Origin of the sequence: Plantibacter sp. MCCC 1A11337 (assembly GCF_013349365.1) — a bacterium.
Classification (GTDB): Bacteria; Actinomycetota; Actinomycetes; order Actinomycetales; family Microbacteriaceae; genus Plantibacter; species Plantibacter flavus_A.
This window is the reverse complement of the sequence record NZ_JABJWX010000002.1, coordinates 271,012-287,792: the sequence shown is the minus strand read 5'-3', so window position 1 is coordinate 287,792 and position 16,781 is coordinate 271,012. Positions and strand designations below refer to the sequence as shown.

The window sequence follows — 16,781 nt, the reverse complement described above, 5'->3', positions numbered from 1 at the left end:
CCTTCGACAGGCTCAGGGACCGGGACGGTCCCTCGCCCAGGGATCGACCGCGGGGTACGCTCGGTCCGATGATCGAGCTGAGCCCGCACCGGACGGAGTGGGCGGCGGCGTTCCGACACGAGGCGACACAGCTCTCGGACGTCCTCCATGGACGCGTCGACGCGATCGAGCACATCGGGAGCACCGCCGTCCCCGGTCTCGTCGCCAAGCCGATCATCGACCTCGCTGCGAGAGCGACGGCAGCCGTCGACCCGTTCGCCCTCGGACCACTCCTGGCCGGGCTCGGGTACGAGCCGAACGCCGCCGGACCGAGGACGCATGCCGTGTACGTCCGCTCGGACGGAGTCCATCGCACGCACATCCTCCACGTGTTCGACTCAGACGCGTGGGAGTACTGCAACCAGCGGCTGTTCCGGGACAAGCTGCTGCACGACGCATCCGCTCGGCGCCGCTACCAGGAGCTCAAGCTGGAGCTCGCCAGGACCGACGACGGCCGCGCCTACACGGCGGCGAAGTTGCCGCTCATCGAGGAGCTGCTGAACGAGGAACGCACAGCACGCGGCCTGCCGCCGACCGCGGCCTGGGACAAGTGACCACGCCGGCGCCCGCTCGCAGCGACTCAGGACGTCGACGCGACGAAGGCACGGATCGCCGAGGCGACCGCGCGCGGGGCCGTGTGCTGCACGACGTGCCGGTGGCCGGGCACGACCGCCATCGAACCGTGTGACGCCCGATCACGAAGCAACCGACTCCATCCCGTACCGGCGATCGGGTCGTTCCCGCCGCGCACGACGAGCACGGGAGCGGTGACCTCGACGATGCGGTCCTCGATGGGGAAGTCGACCATCCGTCGCACCTGCCGCAGGAACCACGACAGCCCTGCGCGGAGGTAGTCGACGAAGACCCGTCGGTTCACGCTCATGGTCTCACCGACCGTGTCCCACGCGAGTGCCAGCGCCTGCGCCACCATCGATCGATGATCGCGGTCCGTCACCGGACCGATGATGACGACGGCACGCGCCAGATCGGGGCGCTGAGCGGCCAGTTCGACGACCCACTGCGCGCCCATGGAATGACCGACGAGGACGAACGGCGCGGTCCCGAGCGTGTCCAGCGCGTGCCCGAGTGCCGTCGCCATCTCTCCGACCTCGACCGTGCGGACGGGCCTCGCCTGACCACCGAACCCGGGGAGGTCGACGGAGACGGTGTCACTGTCGCGGGCGAGGTCGTCGTGCAGCCGGGCGAAGTACCGGTGCGAGGTGCCGACACCGTGGACGAGGACGAAGCGGGCCGCGCCGGGGTCGCGATCGGCGGTCGTGGAGATGATCCGGAAGGAGAGGTCGTCGAGCACGAGCTGCGCGTCGCGTCGCGTAGCCCCTACTGCCATGGGGAACCGCAGTGTCGTCCAGTCGTCATCCGGACACCGTACCGGGTGCCCGCGCCGGACAGGCCTCGTTGGTGGGAGCACTCAGCTTCGGGGTGCCGCCCTTCGACAGGCTCAGGGACCGGGGGATGCCGCTCAGGGACCGGGGACGCCCCTCCGAGACCGGGATTCCGCTCAGCGGGCGCTCGACGCAAGGGTGACACTCGGGTACTCGCCGAAGCGGCTCGTGTACGACGCCGCGAACCGCCCGAGGTGAGTGAACCCCCACCGTCTGGCGACCTCGGCGACCGTGGCCAGGCCCGGTTCCGCATCCCGCAACTCCTGTCGCACGCGATCCAGGCGGATCGAGCGCAGGTAGTCCGTGGCGGTGACGTCGTACTCACGGCGGAACGCCGCCTGCAGGCTACGCAGGCTGAGCCCGGCGGCCTCCGCGATCTCCGCGGTCGCGATGGGTCGGTGGGCGTTCGCGACCATGAACTCGACGGCGGCGCGGGCCTTGCTGCTCGGAGGAACCGCCAGATCGGTCCGTGGCTGCAGAGCGAGATGCGGGAAGACCTCGAGCAACGTGACGGCGGCCGCTCGGTTCGCCTCGGCGCGCAGCACCGCGGAACTCCCGTCGTCGTAGATCACGCGCGCGACGGTCGCCACCGTCTCGGTCCAACGCCGCAGGGCGTCGCCCGACGGGCGGAACGTCGTGTCGAACCGGATCGGACCCACCGACCCCTCGGTGTCCGCCGCGACGCCTTCCACGTACGCGCCGCCGAAGTGCATCATGTTGAGCCGATAGTCGATGAGATCGAACTGCGCGGGCCGGTCATTCGCGAACATCGAGGGCACGCCAGGGTGGAGCTTCATCGGCGAGCCGAGCAGGTCCATCACGCCCTCGCCACGCGTGAGCCAGGTCACCACGTACTCGCCCTGGGTGAAGGAAGCGCCCGTGATCCGGCCCTCGACCTGCGACGCGCGCAGCGCGAGGTCGGCGTCGCCGATGGACGTGAAGCGGTATCCGAAGTCGGTGGCCGTCGGCTCGACGGTGATCCCGCCGATCTGGTACGCCTCGCGGTACAGCTCGCGCGCGTCGTCGACGTCGCCGCCCGCGGCCTCGAACCGCTCCGCGGGCCCAGCATTCACGCTCATCCTGCCCAGAATCTCACGAGTCCGTGGTAGCTCCATCTTTGGAGGATCGGCGTTCGTTTATCGGATAGGGCCGGGTCTCCGGCGAGCGCCAAGCATCACCCGATGTACGAGGTGTCGGACCGGGCCTCCCCTGCCACGACGGCCGTCAGGTCGACCTCGCGGCCGTCGAGCCGGAAGGTGAACCGACCGGTCTGCTCGACCGTGGGGGTCTCCGTGAGGTACTGCCGGAGTTCGGCTCGCTCGCTCTCGTGCAGCCACACCACCGGATCGGAGGTCGACTTGAACTCGAGGATGGCCGCCACGTCCTGGAGCATGCGTCGCTCGTCCGGGTCGAGGAGGTTGCGGGCGCTGCGGAAGTAGACGGCGTCGGGGTCGACCTCGTAGACGTCCTTCAGCCAGACGCGGTTGACGGAGTCGACGATCGAGTTCCATGCGCCGACGCCCGACGGGTCGCCGACCCGTTCGGCGTTGTCCCAGAACGGACCGACATCCGGCCCCACGCGCGCGCCGTCGAACACCCCGATGGACGGGATCATCGGGACGCCGCAGCCGAGCAGGTACACGTCGTCGCCGACGGTCTCCCTGATGAACGAGATCGCGTCCCGGTAGGCGGTCTCGCGGTGGACGTCCTGATGCCGCCGACCGGCGACGGCCCCCGCGTACATGAAGTCGAGCTTGAGGTAGCTGAAGCCCCACCCGGTGACGCGCTCGAAGACCTCGCGGAGGTGGTCCTGCACCTCCCGCTGCGTGGTGTCGAGCGAGTAGTAGTGGGAGTTCCAGTTGTAGCCGGTCGCCAGCGGGCGGCCGGCGTCGTCCTGCACGAGGAGGTCGGGGCGCTCCCGCGCGATCGTGGAATCGGGAAGCGCGATCATGGGGGCGAGCCAGAGCCCCGGGCGGAACCCGGCTTCGGCGATGCGACCGGCGGTCGCCTGCATGCCGGACGGGAAGTCCGGACCGGCCGTCCAGTCGCCCACGATCGGCTCCCAGCCGTCGTCGAGCTGGAACACGTCGAAGGGGTACCCGGTGAGGTCGGCCACGGTGCGGGCGACCAGCTCCTCGTCGATGCCCTCGTAGTAGGAGTACCAACTGCTCCAGACGCGACCGGCGCGCTGCGAGCGCCGCCCGAGTCGTTCTGACAGGATCGCCGCATAGTCGGCGAAGGCCTGCTGCTCCGGCCCGAACGTGACGAACCACTCGGCTTCGTCGGTCTCGCTCCGCGCCCAGATCGTGTTGCGGTCGGCACCGACCCTGGGGTTGCCGAGCCCGAGGGTCCCGATGAGCAGCACGGTGCCGTCCGGTCCAGCGATGGCTCCGACACCGCTGCCGGAGTGGAGGTGCGGGGTCTCGTTGACCGCATCGTCGGCGGTGAGCAGCCGGTCGGGGTTGTTCTTGATGCCGATGGTCTCGCCGTCCGTGGTGGTCCAGCCGCTCGGGCTCCACGAGTTCCAGCCGTGCCGGTAGAACCCGGTGTCGCCGAAGGGGTGGAGGATCGCGACCGGACCGGCGGGCACGACGAAGCCGGTGCTCGTGGCGGTCGGTTCGCCGGCGAGGTTCGCGGGGACGCGGAGGTCACCGAAGGTGAAGGTGTGCAGCATGGCCGGCTTTCTGTCTGGATGGGCGCTCTCGGGATCGACGCGGGATTCACGCCTGCCACCGCGGGGCTGCCGCGGGTAGAGTCGAGGAGGCGGAGTTAATACTGCAACGTGCCGTGAAAAGTCGCAAGGGGGGAATGGCGGATGCCTCGAGAGGCGATGGTGGAGCCCTCCGGCGGATCGATGGGCAGTCGATCGTTGCTCCGGAGGATGAACTCGCTCGGTGTGCTGCGCGCCCTGCTCCCGGAGCCACTCACCCTGCGGGAGTTGGCGAACGCGTCCGGGCTGTCTCGGACGGCCATCGACGCGATCGTGACGGACCTCGTCGAGATGGGCTGGCTCGAATCCGTCCAACGCGCCTCGGCGTCCCGGATCGGCCGACCGGCCACCGCCTTCAGCGTGCGGGCGGGACTCGGCCACCTCCTGTCGCTCGACATCGGCGCGAACCACATCCACGCCGTCGTGACGGACCTCGCCGGTGCCGTCCTGGGCGAGCGCACGGCTCGCCTGCCTGAGGACACGGGCGCCACCGAGCGCATCACCCTGGCGCTGGCGACCGGCGACGCGGTGCTCAGCACCCTCGGCCTCACCCGCGGGTCGGTGTGGATCGTCGCCGTGGGCTCCCCGGGCGCGATCGGCCGGGACGGCGAGGTACTGCACTTCGGCGGAACGGGGCTGCCGGACTGGGTCGGACTGAACCTGCGCGAGCGGTTCGAGCAGGAGTTCGACGGAGCCGTCCTGGTGGAGGGCGACGTCGCGCTCGGCGCCCGCGCGGAACTGACCGTCGGCGCAGCACAGGGCCACCGCGACGTCGTCTACCTGCTCTGCGGCGTGCGCACCAGCGCGGCCTCCATCGTCGACGGGAAGGTGCATCGCGGCGTGCACGGTGCGGCAGGGATCGTCGGCGAGATGCCCGAACTCCGGTGGTCCCGCTTGAACGAGCGGTACGGCGAGTCGGTCCTCGGCTCTCCACGGCCGTCCCGCGAAGCGATCTTCGAGGCTGCTCGCGCCGGTGATCGGATCGCCCTGACGGCGATGGAGGAGTTCGCGGACGACCTGGCCACCGGCGCGGCGGCCATGGTCCTCGCACTCGATCCGGAACTCCTCGTGGTCGGAGGCGGCAGCGCTCCGGGCGCGGACGTCTTCCTGCCGCGCTTCATCCGCACCCTCGGCGGTATCTGCCCGCTGCCACCGGACGTGGTCGTCTCCTCGCTCGGTTCGGAGGCGGTGGCGATGGGTGGCGTCAGCCTGGCGTCCCAGCACCTCGACACCGTCCTGCAGACGGCCGTCCGAGACGTGGAGCGGTTCCCCGACCCGGCGGGAGCGCAGCTGCTCGTCAAGCGGGACGCAGCGTCCTGAGCCGTCGCTGATCCACGACCGATCGTGGCTCAGCGACCGCCGGACTGCGCGGCGAGGACCGGCGACCGTCGCTCGGGGATCGCCGCGTCGTAGACGTCCTGGATCACATCGAACGCCTTCCGCGCTTCTGCGGGGTGGAGCCAGAAGGCGCCCGGCTCGTCGAGCCCCGCGTAGAAGTCCTGGATCAGCCGTTCATGGGAGACGCCCCAGTAGGCACGCGCTCCGCTGGCCGTCACGCGCTCGACCGTGGTCTCGACGCGCCCGTCGGCGAAGCGGGCGGTGAGTTCGGCGCCGAGGCTCAGCCTGCCCCGCTCGCAGACGACGTCGATCGTCACGGGCAGGTTCGCGACCCCGGCGACCGTCGCGTAGACCGTGCTCGTCGCGCCTCCCGCGTGCACGATGCGGAGCTCGGCCGTGTCCTCGACCTCGATCACCTCGGCGAGCGCGCGGGTGGCGATCGATCCCGTCGCCTCGACCGGATCGCCGACCAACCACTGCACGAGGTCGATCGTGTGGATCGCCTGGTTCATGAGGAGTCCGCCGCCGCCGGTCGCCCAGCGACCACGCCAAGGGCGATCCTCGTAGTAGGCCGCCGTCCGATGCCACGGCACGACCGCCGAGGCGCCGAGCACTGCGCCGAGCTCACCCGAGTCGAGGAGTTCCTTGGCGCGTTCCGCCGGCTGGTTGTAGCGGTTCTGGAAGCACACCGCGATCTTCGCGCGACTGTGCTCCGCCGCGGCCAGGAGCCGTTCGGCCTCCTCGCGCGTGTGGGCAAGGGGCTTCTCGAGGATGACGCTGATCCCGCGCTCGAGCGCTCGGATCGCCTGGTCGGCGTGCAAGTGGTGCGGGGTGCAGATGTGCACGACGTCGGGTCGCGCCTCGTCGAACAGCCGATCGAGGTCGGTGAAGCCCGGGACACCCGTCGTGGCCATCGCCGCATCGAGCCGGCCGGTGTCGACGTCGCACACCGCCACGAGCTGCGCGCCGGAGACCGTTCCGATCGCCGCGAGGTGGAGGGCAGCGATGTCACCGCACCCGATCACGGCGACGCGGCGGAGGACGGGGGCTGGCCCGCGGCTCATCGCAGCTCGATCCCCAGCTCGTCGGTGAGCCTCCGGAAGGCCCGGGCGGCGACGCCGAACGAGGCGGGACCGGAGAAGCCGCCGAGCGCGTGGGTGTCGGCGAGGTGCGGCTCGAGCGAGGCGAACCCGGTGTAGCCGTCATCGCGCAACGCCGTGAGCGTCTCACGCAGTTGCCCGTCACCATCGCCGGACGGCACGACCTGGCCGCTCGCGGCGACCGCGTCCTTGACCTGCAGGTAGTCGAGGTAGGGGCGCAGCATCGCGTAGCCGTCGTCGAACGGAGCGACACCCACCTGGACGAAGTTCGCGTTGTCCCAGGCGAGACGGAGTGCCGGTGATCCGACCGATTCGACGAGGTCGAGGATGCGCTCCGGGACGTCGCCGTAGATGTCCTTCTCGTTCTCGTGCAGGAGCGAGACCCCCTCACGCTCGGCGAGGTCGGCGAGCAGGCGCATGCGGACCAGGACGTCGTCGCGGGTGGCCTCCACCGGGACGCCCTCGCCGCGGAAGAAGGAGAAGATGCGGATGTTCGGGGTCCCGAGGGCGTGTGCAGCGGCGATCGCTCGCGCGAGGCGGGCGACCTCCAGCTCGGCGTCGAGGGCCACGTCGACCTTGCCGATCGGTGAGCCGATGGCGGACACACCCATGCCCGACCGCTCCAGCTGCGCACCGAGTCGCGCGAGCTGGTCGGCGTCGAGGTCGATGATGTTGACGCCCCATGCGCTCCGGACCTCGATGTGCGATGCACCGAGCGCCTCGAGCACGGCGATCTGCGTCGTCGGGTCGGCGTCGATCTCGTCGCCGAAACCCGACAGGGTCCAGCTCACCGGGTGTTGTGCATTCACGTGCGCTTCCGCCTTCGCGTTCGTTCTCGTCATCGGGAACCAGACAGTCGGGCTGCCGGTCCTGCCAGCCTACGGCTCTGGCAACCGGTTGACAACCCTGCCTGTGGGGCGGCCAGCGCGGTGCGCTGACGCGAGCGCGGGGCACGCACTCGAGCGCGCCCCTTCGGAGACCCGCGTTCGTGCGCCAGCACCGCGCTCGGGCCGCGACGCACACACTCACGCCCGGACCACCGCGCTCACGCCGCCATGCCCGCGCTCACGTCAGCGCACCGCGCTGGGCATCGACTCCGGCCGGAGGGGTCGCCCTAGGATGGAGCGTGTGACCGATCTCTACCTCGCCAGTACGACCGTGTCCTTCCACCGCAGCTGGTCCTGCGTGCTGTTCGACCTCGACGGCACGATCGTGGACTCGGCTCCCGGCATCATCTCCCGCATGAAGGCGACCCTGGCGAACGTCGGTGCCCCCGTCCCGTCCGACGAATCCCTACTGCGCTGGGTCGGGCCGCCGCTGCTCGACTCCTTCCGCGACTTCGCGGGCATGGACCCGCTGCAGTCGCAGCTCGCCCTCACCGAGTACCGCCGCCAGGTCGCCATCGAGGGCGCCGAAGTCGGCACCGCGGTGTTCCCAGGCGTCGCCGGGTTGCTCGCGCGCATCTCCGAGGCCGGGATCCCGATCGGGCTCGCGACCTCGAAGCCCGAGTCACAGGCGAACACGATCCTCGACCACTTCGGCCTGAGCCGGTTCTTCACCGTCGTCACGGGCGCCTCCGAGGACGAGGTGCGCAGCAGCAAGGCCGACGTCGTCGGCGAGGCCCTCCGGCGTCTCACCGCCGCCGGCGTCGACACGTCCCGCACCGTGCTCGTCGGCGACCGCCTCCACGACATCGAGGGCGCAGCGGCGCACGGGATTCCGACGATCCTCGTCGAGTGGGGCTACGGCTCGCCGGCGGAGGCCACCGGCGCCCTCGCCGTCGTCCACTCGATCGACGCGCTGTCGAACCTCATCACCGGCTGAGCCAGGCCGGAACGACTTGGTGACCCCAGGAGGGTCTGGCTTCACCGACACCCGCTCACTAGGGTGATGACCATCCTGAGGAGGTCGACATGGCGGTGTTCACACGCGGTTTCGGAGGACGGGCACGGGAGCAGGACGATCGACTCCCGCCCGGGCAGTTCCTCACCGAGGACTTCCCCGTCCTGTCCGCCGGGCCCACGCCGCGGATCGACACCGATGAGTGGGAGTTCCAGATCCGGACGGAGACGGGCGAGATCCACCGCTGGGACTGGACGGCCATGCAGGCGCTCCAGCAGGACGACATCACCCGCGACATCCACTGCGTGACCCGCTGGACGAAGCTCGGCACGAGCTGGCAGGGCGTCTCCCTCGACACGCTCTTCGCCGAGGTCGAGAGCGGCTACGACTTCGTGATGGCCCACTCCTACGGCGGCTACACGACCAACGTCCCACTCGACGACCTCCTGGACGGCAAGGCCTGGATCGCCACCGGCTTCGACGGCGAGCCGCTCGCCGCGGAGCACGGCGGGCCGGCGAGGCTCCTCATCCCGCACCTCTACTTCTGGAAGAGCGCGAAGTGGATCCGCGGCCTCGTCATGCAACAGGACGACGAACCGGGGTTCTGGGAGCAGAACGGCTATCACGCCTACGGTGACCCCTGGCTCGAACAGCGGTACTCGTGAGGCGCACAGGCCATGTCGACGTCTGGAAGGCGGCAACCGTGGTCGCGGCGACGCAGCTGACCCCGTCGGGGCGGAGCCTCATCCTCGACGCCCCCGGCTGGGGCGGGAACCTCGCCGGGCAGCACGCCGACGTCCGCCTCACCGCACCCGACGGCTACCAGGCGGTCCGCTCCTATTCGATCGCCTCGGCGGACGCCGGTGACCGCATCGAGATCGCCGTCGACCGGGTCCCCGACGGCGAGGTCTCACCGTTCCTCGTCGACGCGATCGAGGTCGGCGACCAGGTCGAGGTGCGGGGGCCATTGGGCGGCTGGTTCGTCTGGCGGCCCGAGGACACGGAGCCGGTCCTCCTGATCGGCGGCGGTTCGGGCATCGTGCCGCTCATGGCGATGGTGCGAGCGCACGAGGCGGCCGGGAGCACGGCGCCGTTCCGACTCGTCTACTCCGTCCGCTCACCGCAGGACGCCTTCTTCGCCGACGAGCTCGCCACTGCGACCGGGGTCGAGGTCACCTGGATCTACACCCGGCGAGCGCCCGACGGCTGGGCTCGTCCCGCCGGCCGCCTCGTCGCGGCCGACCTCCAGGCACTCGAGGCCGCCGGCGACGAGGCCCCGTCGGTGTTCGTCTGCGGACCGACCGGCTTCGTCGAGTCCGTCGCCGACACCCTGGTCGCGATCGGCCATGATCCCGCCCGCATCAAGACCGAGCGGTTCGGAGGCGCGTGATGACCTCGCATCTGGACGGGAACGTCCTCGCCGGCACCCTGTCGGAACTGACCGGCACCGACCCGAGCGACACGATGTCACAGTGCCTCGGGTGCCGCGACGTCTCGCCCCTCGCCGCGGAGCTGGTGTTCGGCACCCCGGACGCGTGGGTGGTGCGCTGTCGACACTGCGACGACGTCCTGCTCGTCGTCCTCCACCACGAGGAGACCACGCGCGTCACCCTCGACGGCGTCCGCTGGTGGACAGACCTCGCCTGACGACGTCCCGCCCGGTACCGATTCGTGTTACAGTACCGGCATGGAACCAGATAGCAAGCTCGCGGCACTCCGCCGAGGCATGCTCGAACCCCTCGTGCTCGCTTCGGTCGAGCATCAGCGACGCTATGCGGGCGAGATAGCGACGGCGCTCCGCGAAGCCGGCTTCCCCGTCCAGGAAGCCACGCTGTATCCGCTCCTGAACAAGCTCCGACGCGAAGAGCTCCTGGCGCACGACTGGCAGGAGTCCACGTCCGGCCCGCCTCGCAAGTACCTCTCCCTGACCGAAGCCGGACGAGTGCAGCTCCGGAACTTCCGCACCTATTGGTCCTCCCTCACCGACATGATCACGACGATCGGACACTGACATGGAACAGATCCACCACATGAGCCTGAGTGGACATGCGGAGACGATCCCGCTGACGGCCGCCGCACACGCCCACCTGGTCCGCTACCTGTCGAACACCCGCGCCGCACTCGGCACCGACCCCGATGCGGACGAGACCGTACGCGACCTCGAGACGGCGCTCGGAGACCGCCTGCGATCGATGGCGACGACCCCTGGCGCCGCGATCGACGACGAACAGCTCGCGAGGATCCTCGCGGAGACGGGCTCCGTCGAGCAGGAAGCACCGCCGACCCGAATCCTCGCTTATCCCGCTCGCGGTCGATTCTTCTGTCGCATCGGGGAAGGGAGCTGGTTCGGCGGCCTGTGCGCCGGCATCGCCGCGTACGGCGACTTCCGCGTGGACTGGGTCCGCACCGTCGCCCTCTTCCTCCTCCTCTTCACAGGCGGGACCGCCGGTCTCGTCTACCTGGCACTCCTCCTCATCCTGCCGAAGGTCGACACGGTCGCCGAGTATCGGCGCAAATGTTCGGAGCCGGTGCCGAGTCGATGAGGCTGCTCTGACAGGCGGTCTGTAAAAGCTATTGACATTAGCTAAAAGGCAATGCACGCTAGCTTCATGAACACGAACCCGGCATCGACAGGGCCCGCCACCCGCCACCTCGACCGCCCCGAGGGCAAGATCGCCTACGAGCTCCAGGGCGACGGCCCGCTCGTCGTCCTCGTCCCGGGAATGGGCGAGCTCCGCTCCTCCTACCGCTTCCTCGCCCCCGCACTCGTCCAGGCCGGCTACCGCGTCGCCTCCACCGACCTCCGTGGTCACGGCGACAGCGACACGACGTTCTCGTCCTACGGCGACGTCGCGACCGCCTCGGACGTCCACGCCCTCATCCGCGAACTGGGCACCCCGGCCGTCATCGTCGGCAACTCCCTCGCTGCCGGCGCGGGCGTGATCGTCGCCGCCGAGCACCCCGACGATGTGTCCGGTCTCGTGCTCGTCGGGCCCTTCGTCCGCAACCCGAAGGCGAGCGGGTTCATGCTCGCCTTGTTCCGCGCCATGATGGCTCCGCTGTGGGTCGCACGGGTCTGGAAGGCCTACCTCCCCACGTTGAACGCGGGCCGGAAGCCGGTCGACTTCGACGACCACCTCGCCGCCGTCTTCGCGAGCCTGCATCGCCCCGCCTACGGCAAGGCCTTCTCGCAGACGACGAGACAGACCGACCACGCCCCGGCCGAGGCTGCGCTCCCCGGCGTGAGCGCTCCGACGCTCGTGATCATGGGCACCGAGGACCCCGACTTCCCCGACCCCGCGGCAGAGGCCCGCTGGATCGGCGACACCCTGCAGGCGGAGGTCGTCCTCGTCGAGGACGCCGGCCACTACCCGCAGGCCCAACAGCCCGAGGTCACCTCACAGGCCGTCCTCGGCTTCCTTCAGTCGGCGCTGCACCGTGCCTAGGGCGGGACTCAGCCGCACGCGCGTGGTGGACGAAGCGGCTGAACTCGCCGACGAAGTGGGGCTCGAGGGGCTGACCCTCGCCGCCCTCGCCGAACGGCTCGGCGTCCGGCAGCCCTCGCTCTACAAACACCTCGACTCGCTCGCCGGACTCCGCCGGAGCATCTCCCTCCAGGCGAAGGGCGAACTCGGCGACGTCCTACGGCGCGCGGCCGTCGGCCGTTCGGGCGCGGACGCGATCACGGTGATGGCCGGGGCCTACCGGGAGTGGGCCCTGAAGCACCCGGCACGCTATACGGCCGCGCAGTGGATCGCCGGGCCGGAGGACGAGGAGGACACGGCGGCATCGCTCGGCGCCATCCAGGTCATCAGCGACGTCCTCACAGCCTATGAACTTCGCGGCGACGACGCCATCGACGCGATCCGCGCGTTCCGGTCCACCCTTCATGGCTTCGTCTCGCTCGAGGCGGCCGGCTCCTTCGGCCTCGATCGAGACCTCGACCGCAGCTTCGACCGCCTCGTCCGTGGCTTCGTGATCACACTGACCGACTGGGCCGAGACGGACCGTGGCGTGTCCGACGGTCGATAGCTCCGCAACGGCTTCCGCCACGAGGAACGCGCCGGTACATTGCGGTCATGTCATGTCGCATCAGTGAACTCGTCCTGGACTGCCGCGATCCGGAAGCGCTCGCCCGCTTCTGGTGCGAGGTCCTCGACTTCGTCGTGCTCGACCGAGACGAGGACGGGGTGGAGATCGGAGCCCGGGACGGCTTCGGTGGATCGCAGCCGACGATCATCCTCAGCCGCAGCGACGCTTCGCCGCAGCCGAAGTCGAAGCTCCACATCGACGTCAGCCCGACCGACGGCGACCAGGACGCCGAGCTCGAGCGACTGCTGGCCCTCGGTGCACGCCCGACGGACATCGGGCAGACGGGCGACGAGTCGTGGCACGTGCTCGCCGATCCCGAGGGCAACGCCTTCTGCCTCTTGCGCACGCCGGTCAAGCCGGTCTGAGGGTCGTCGGGCACGGTGCCGGTGGGATAATCGGCGCATGTCCTCGACCGCGCGGTACGCCAGGCAGCTCGCCCTCCCCGGGTTCGGACCAGCGGCGCAGCAGCGCCTCGCAGACGCACGGGTACTGATCGTCGGCGCAGGTGGCCTCGGCAGCATCGTCATCCCGGCGCTGGCCGCTGCCGGTGTCGGTTCCGGCGAAGGCGCGATCCACCTCGTGGACGACGACACGGTCGAGCTCAGCAATCTCCATCGCCAGACCGTCCACCGCACCGCGGACGTCGGCCGTCCGAAGGTCGACTCCGCCGCCGACCGTGCCCTCGCCGTCAACACCGACGCGACGATCCTCAGACACCGCCTCCGCCTCGGACCCGGCGAGATCATGGGCCTCCTGGCCGACGCGGAGATCGACCTCGTCATCGACGGCAGCGACAACTTCGAGACCCGGTATCTGGTCGACGACGCCGCGACGCTCGCCGACGTCCCGCTCGTCTGGGGTGCGGTCTCGCAGTACGGCGGGCAGGCCGGGCTCAGCTGGTCGTCCCGCGGCCCGCGCTACCGCGACCTCTTCCCCCACCCGCCGACGGACGGTTCGGTGCTCTCCTGCGAGGCCGGCGGCGTCCTGCCCACCACGGTCGGGGTCATCGGGTCCATCATGGCGACCGAGGCGATCAAGGTGCTCACCGGGGTCGGGACCCTCTCGCTCGGCCGTGTGACGATGTTCGACGGACTGAGCGGCGGGTTCCGCGAACTCCGGTACGAGCGAGACCCCGCGGGCGCCCGGCAGGTGTCGCTGGACGAGCACCTGCACCGGACGCCGGGAGGGGATGCGGCGAGCGCCGCAGCGGCAGCACCCCATGAGCCGCGACACGCCGGACGCACGATCACCGCACCACAGCTGGCGGCGAGCGACGACGAGGCCGTCCTGCTCGACGTCCGGGAGCCGTGGGAGGCGGAGATCGCCCGGTTGCCCGGTTCGACGCTGATGCCGCTCGGCTCGCTCCCCGAGACACTCCACGGGCTCGACCCCGGGACGCCCGTGGTCGTCTACTGCCACCACGGCATCCGGTCCGAGTCAGCGCTCCGTCTGCTCCTCGAGCGCGGCTACACGGCCGTCCATCTCGAGGGCGGCATCGACGCGTGGTCGCGCCTCGTGGACCCGACCGTCCCCCGCTACTGACCGCGGCTCCGAACACCCCGTGCAGCCCCACCGACCGACCTCTCCGACGGGAACCACCATGACGACGCCACCGCCCACGAGTCGGAAGACCGTCGAGCAGCACGCCTCCGACGTCGCAGCCCTCCTCGACGACGTGACCGACACCGGCGCCGAGCACGTGCCGATCGACGAGGCCGCAGCTCGGGTGACGGCCGTGGCGGTGCCGTCACCGGTCGACCTGCCGCTGTTCCGCAACTCGCAGATGGACGGTTTCGCGGTTCGGGCGGCAGACCTCTCGGGTGATGAGACGCGACTGCGAGTGGTGGGCGAGATCGCCGCGCGCCCGATCGACCCGGCGCCGCTCGAGCCGGGGACCTCGGTGCGCATCATGACGGGCGCGGTCGTTCCGCCGGGTGCGGACGTCGTCGTGCCCGTCGAGGAGAGCGAGGTCGAGACGGATTCCCACGGTGTCGAGACCGTCGTCCTCGGTCGTCCGCGCAACGGCGGTGAGCGCCCGGTGGGACTGTTCGTCCGGGAGCGCGGGAGCGACGTCCGCGCCGGTGAGGAACTGCTGCCGGCCGGCGTCCGCCTCGCTTCACGACACCTCGCCGTGTTGGCTGCGGCCGGCATCACGACCGTCGAGGTGCGTCGGCGGGTGCGGGTCGCGATCGTCACGACCGGTGCCGAACTCGTCGAACCCGGCGAGACGCCGACGCTCGGCCAGACCTTCGACTCCAACGGGACCGCGCTGGCGGCCGCCGTCGTCGCAGCCGGGGCCGAGGTCGCCGCTCGTGCGCGCGTCGTCGACGACGCCGACGTCCTGCTCGCGCTGCTCGACGACCTCCACGGCGAGGTCGATCTCATCCTCACCTCCGGCGGGATCTCCATGGGAGAACATGAGGTCGTCCGTGACGTCCTCGGGCCGCTGGGGGGCTGGATCGGCTCGGTCGCGATGCAGCCAGGCGGTCCGCAGGCGCTCGGTGCCCACCGGGGTGTCCCGATCATCGCGTTCCCCGGCAACCCGGTGAGCACCCAGCTCTCGTTCGAGGTCTTCGTCGCTCCGGTCCTCCGCCGGGTCGCCGGGCTGCCGCAGGCGTCGCGTGTGCCGGCCGAACTCGCGGTGGCCGTGCGTTCGGTGCCCGGCAAGCGTCAGTTCCTCCGCGGACGCCGACGAGACGACGGCCGGGTCGAACCGGTCGCAGGTCCCGGCTCCCACCTCGTGGCCGGACTCGCGGCGTCCGACGTGCTGATCGTGATCCCGGAGGACACCCTCGAGCTCGACGCCGGTGACGCTGTGGAAGCATGGGCACTATGACCGGGCTCACACATCTCGACGACGACGGCCGCGCACGCATGGTCGATGTCGGCGACAAGGCCACGACGAAGCGGGTCGCGACGGCGACGGCGACGTTCACCACCCGACCGGACGTGATCGCGCTCGTCCAGGCGGACGGTCTGCCGAAGGCGGACGTCATCGCGACCGCGCGCATCGCGGGGATCGCGGGGGCCAAGCGGACGAGCGAGCTCATCCCGCTGTGCCACCAGCTCGCGCTGTCGTCGGTGAGCCTCGACTTCGCCTTCACCGAGGACTCGATCGTCATCACCGCGACGGCGAAGACCACCGGCCAGACCGGGGTCGAGATGGAGGCCCTGACGGCCGCGTCGATCGCCGGCCTGACGCTGCACGACATGGTCAAGGCCGTCGACCCGGCCTCGGTCCTCGGCGACATCCGGCTGCTCGAGAAGTCCGGCGGCAAGCGCGGGAACTGGACGCCGGAAGCGTCGGAGCCGATCGAAGCACCTGTGGCGCGGACGGTCCGTCCGCGAACCGCGGCCGTCATCGTCGCGTCGACCGCCGGCGCGGCCGGCACGCGCGAGGACCTCACGGGGCCCCGCATCTCCGCCTGGTTGTCCGAGCACGACTTTGCGGTGGATGCGGTGACGGTCGTGTCCGACGCCGACGTGCACCTCGCGATCGCGGCAGCCCTGGACGCCGCGCCCGCGGTGCTCATCACGACGGGCGGCACCGGCCTCTCGCCGAGCGATCGCACCCCGGAGGCGACGCAGCCCCACCTCGACCGCGAACTGCCCGGCATCTCGGAGGCGATCCGCACGCTCGGGTCGACCAAGACCCCGACCGCGGCGCTCAGTCGCGGGCTCGCGGGGGTCTCCGGCGGCACCGTCGTGGTGAACCTGCCGGGGTCCACCGGCGGCGTCAAGGACGGACTCGCGATCCTAGACGGCCTGCTCGACCACCTCCTCGCCCAGATCGCCGGAGGTGGCGCGCATGAGTGAGTCGACGGTTCCCGAGGTCCTCGCCCTCATCTCGGAGTCGCCCCTCGACGCCCACGCGATCGAGGACTTCGTCGCGGCGCCCGCCAACGGTGCACTCGTGGCCTTCCGAGGGATCGTGCGCGACCACGACCACGGCGAGGCGGTCGACGCCCTCGACTACCGCGCCCACCCCGACGCCCAACGGTTCCTCGAGGACTGCTGCCGGACGGTCGCCGCGGAGACCGGCCTCCGGGTCGCCGCCGCCCACCGCGTCGGGTCGCTCGTCGTCGGCGACCTGGCCCTCGTGGCCGCCGTCGCCGCTGCGCACCGGGCCGAGGCGTTCGCCGCCTGCGAGCGTCTGGTCGAGGAGATCAAGCGCACCGTCCCCATCTGGAAGCGCCAGTACCTGGCCGACGGCGAGACGGAGTGGGTCGGTCTGTGAACGACCGGCCCGACGATGGC

The 16,781-nt window shown here is 70.6% G+C and carries 20 protein-coding genes; 15 read left to right on the top strand and 5 right to left on the bottom strand.

Annotated features, from left to right (window positions below):
- Positions 1–68 precede the first annotated feature (68 nt).
- Complete coding sequence (locus tag HOW07_RS08715) at positions 69–593, top strand: GrpB family protein (RefSeq protein ID WP_175116675.1); 525 nt, start codon at positions 69–71, stop codon at positions 591–593.
- 26 nt (positions 594–619) lie between these two features.
- Here the strand turns inward: HOW07_RS08715 and HOW07_RS08710 are convergent, their stop codons facing one another.
- The 3 genes from HOW07_RS08710 to HOW07_RS08700 form a co-directional block, all read right to left on the bottom strand.
- A complete protein-coding gene (locus tag HOW07_RS08710; RefSeq protein ID WP_175116674.1) occupies positions 620–1,387 on the bottom strand; it encodes an alpha/beta fold hydrolase in 768 nt (255 codons plus the stop codon).
- A 171-nt stretch (positions 1,388–1,558) separates the two neighbouring features.
- Positions 1,559–2,521 carry a helix-turn-helix domain-containing protein gene (locus HOW07_RS08705; RefSeq protein ID WP_175116673.1) on the bottom strand — a complete coding sequence of 321 codons (963 nt, stop codon included), beginning with the start codon at positions 2,519–2,521 and terminating at the stop codon, positions 1,559–1,561.
- 95 nt (positions 2,522–2,616) lie between these two features.
- Positions 2,617–4,116 carry a glycoside hydrolase family 36 protein gene (locus HOW07_RS08700; RefSeq protein WP_071261887.1) on the bottom strand — a complete coding sequence of 500 codons (1,500 nt, stop codon included), beginning with the start codon at positions 4,114–4,116 and terminating at the stop codon, positions 2,617–2,619.
- Between the two features lie 207 nt (positions 4,117–4,323).
- Here HOW07_RS08700 and HOW07_RS08695 point away from each other — a divergent pair, with 207 nt between their 5' ends.
- Positions 4,324–5,472, top strand: coding sequence for an ROK family transcriptional regulator (locus HOW07_RS08695; RefSeq protein ID WP_254628265.1), 1,149 nt, complete (start codon positions 4,324–4,326; stop codon positions 5,470–5,472).
- Between the two features lie 29 nt (positions 5,473–5,501).
- On the opposite strand, the gene HOW07_RS08690 is transcribed toward HOW07_RS08695, so the two are convergent.
- Together HOW07_RS08690 and HOW07_RS08685 are read right to left on the bottom strand one after the other, a co-directional pair.
- Positions 5,502–6,554, bottom strand: coding sequence for a Gfo/Idh/MocA family protein (locus tag HOW07_RS08690; protein WP_175116672.1), 1,053 nt, complete (start codon positions 6,552–6,554; stop codon positions 5,502–5,504).
- Positions 6,551–7,432: a sugar phosphate isomerase/epimerase gene (locus HOW07_RS08685; protein WP_175116671.1), complete on the bottom strand. Its 882-nt coding sequence runs from the start codon at positions 7,430–7,432 to the stop codon at positions 6,551–6,553. Before HOW07_RS08685 ends, HOW07_RS08690 begins: the two co-directional genes overlap by 4 nt.
- 286 nt (positions 7,433–7,718) lie before the next feature.
- On the opposite strand from HOW07_RS08685, the gene HOW07_RS08680 reads away from it, so the two are divergent.
- The 13 genes from HOW07_RS08680 to HOW07_RS08620 all read left to right on the top strand — a co-directional run bounded on the left by HOW07_RS08680 (position 7,719) and on the right by HOW07_RS08620 (position 16,761).
- Positions 7,719–8,414, top strand: coding sequence for an HAD hydrolase-like protein (locus tag HOW07_RS08680; protein WP_371743622.1), 696 nt, complete (start codon positions 7,719–7,721; stop codon positions 8,412–8,414).
- An 89-nt stretch (positions 8,415–8,503) separates the two neighbouring features.
- On the top strand, positions 8,504–9,097 hold the full coding sequence (locus HOW07_RS08675; protein ID WP_175116669.1) for a sulfite oxidase-like oxidoreductase: 594 nt from the start codon (positions 8,504–8,506) through the stop codon (positions 9,095–9,097).
- Positions 9,094–9,822 (top strand): ferredoxin reductase, encoded by a 729-nt coding sequence (locus tag HOW07_RS08670; protein WP_199687212.1) that lies wholly within the window; start codon positions 9,094–9,096, stop codon positions 9,820–9,822. Before HOW07_RS08675 ends, HOW07_RS08670 begins: the two co-directional genes overlap by 4 nt.
- Positions 9,822–10,079 (top strand): DUF6510 family protein, encoded by a 258-nt coding sequence (locus HOW07_RS08665; protein ID WP_064293931.1) that lies wholly within the window; start codon positions 9,822–9,824, stop codon positions 10,077–10,079. Before HOW07_RS08670 ends, HOW07_RS08665 begins: the two co-directional genes overlap by 1 nt.
- A gap of 40 nt (positions 10,080–10,119) precedes the next feature.
- A complete protein-coding gene (locus HOW07_RS08660; RefSeq protein ID WP_071261893.1) occupies positions 10,120–10,443 on the top strand; it encodes a PadR family transcriptional regulator in 324 nt (107 codons plus the stop codon).
- A 1-nt stretch (position 10,444) separates the two neighbouring features.
- Entirely contained in the window at positions 10,445–10,975 is a 531-nt protein-coding gene (locus HOW07_RS08655) for a PspC domain-containing protein (protein WP_199687210.1), read from the top strand.
- A 66-nt stretch (positions 10,976–11,041) separates the two neighbouring features.
- A complete protein-coding gene (locus tag HOW07_RS08650; RefSeq protein WP_175116668.1) occupies positions 11,042–11,878 on the top strand; it encodes an alpha/beta fold hydrolase in 837 nt (278 codons plus the stop codon).
- 22 nt (positions 11,879–11,900) lie between these two features.
- On the top strand, positions 11,901–12,464 hold the full coding sequence (locus tag HOW07_RS19800; protein WP_217485239.1) for a TetR-like C-terminal domain-containing protein: 564 nt from the start codon (positions 11,901–11,903) through the stop codon (positions 12,462–12,464).
- A gap of 47 nt (positions 12,465–12,511) precedes the next feature.
- Positions 12,512–12,889 (top strand): VOC family protein, encoded by a 378-nt coding sequence (locus HOW07_RS08640; protein ID WP_175116667.1) that lies wholly within the window; start codon positions 12,512–12,514, stop codon positions 12,887–12,889.
- Positions 12,890–12,926: 37 nt separating this feature from the next.
- Positions 12,927–14,066: a ThiF family adenylyltransferase gene (locus HOW07_RS08635; protein WP_175116666.1), complete on the top strand. Its 1,140-nt coding sequence runs from the start codon at positions 12,927–12,929 to the stop codon at positions 14,064–14,066.
- Between the two features lie 58 nt (positions 14,067–14,124).
- On the top strand, positions 14,125–15,360 hold the full coding sequence (gene glp / locus HOW07_RS08630) for a gephyrin-like molybdotransferase Glp (RefSeq protein WP_175116665.1): 1,236 nt from the start codon (positions 14,125–14,127) through the stop codon (positions 15,358–15,360).
- A complete protein-coding gene (gene moaCB, locus HOW07_RS08625; protein ID WP_175116664.1) occupies positions 15,357–16,340 on the top strand; it encodes a bifunctional molybdenum cofactor biosynthesis protein MoaC/MoaB in 984 nt (327 codons plus the stop codon). The genes glp and moaCB overlap by 4 nt, the downstream gene beginning before the upstream one ends.
- Positions 16,333–16,761, top strand: a complete 429-nt coding sequence (locus HOW07_RS08620) for a molybdenum cofactor biosynthesis protein MoaE (protein WP_064293939.1) — start codon at positions 16,333–16,335, stop codon at positions 16,759–16,761. The genes moaCB and HOW07_RS08620 overlap by 8 nt, the downstream gene beginning before the upstream one ends.
- Positions 16,762–16,781: the final 20 nt, after the last annotated feature.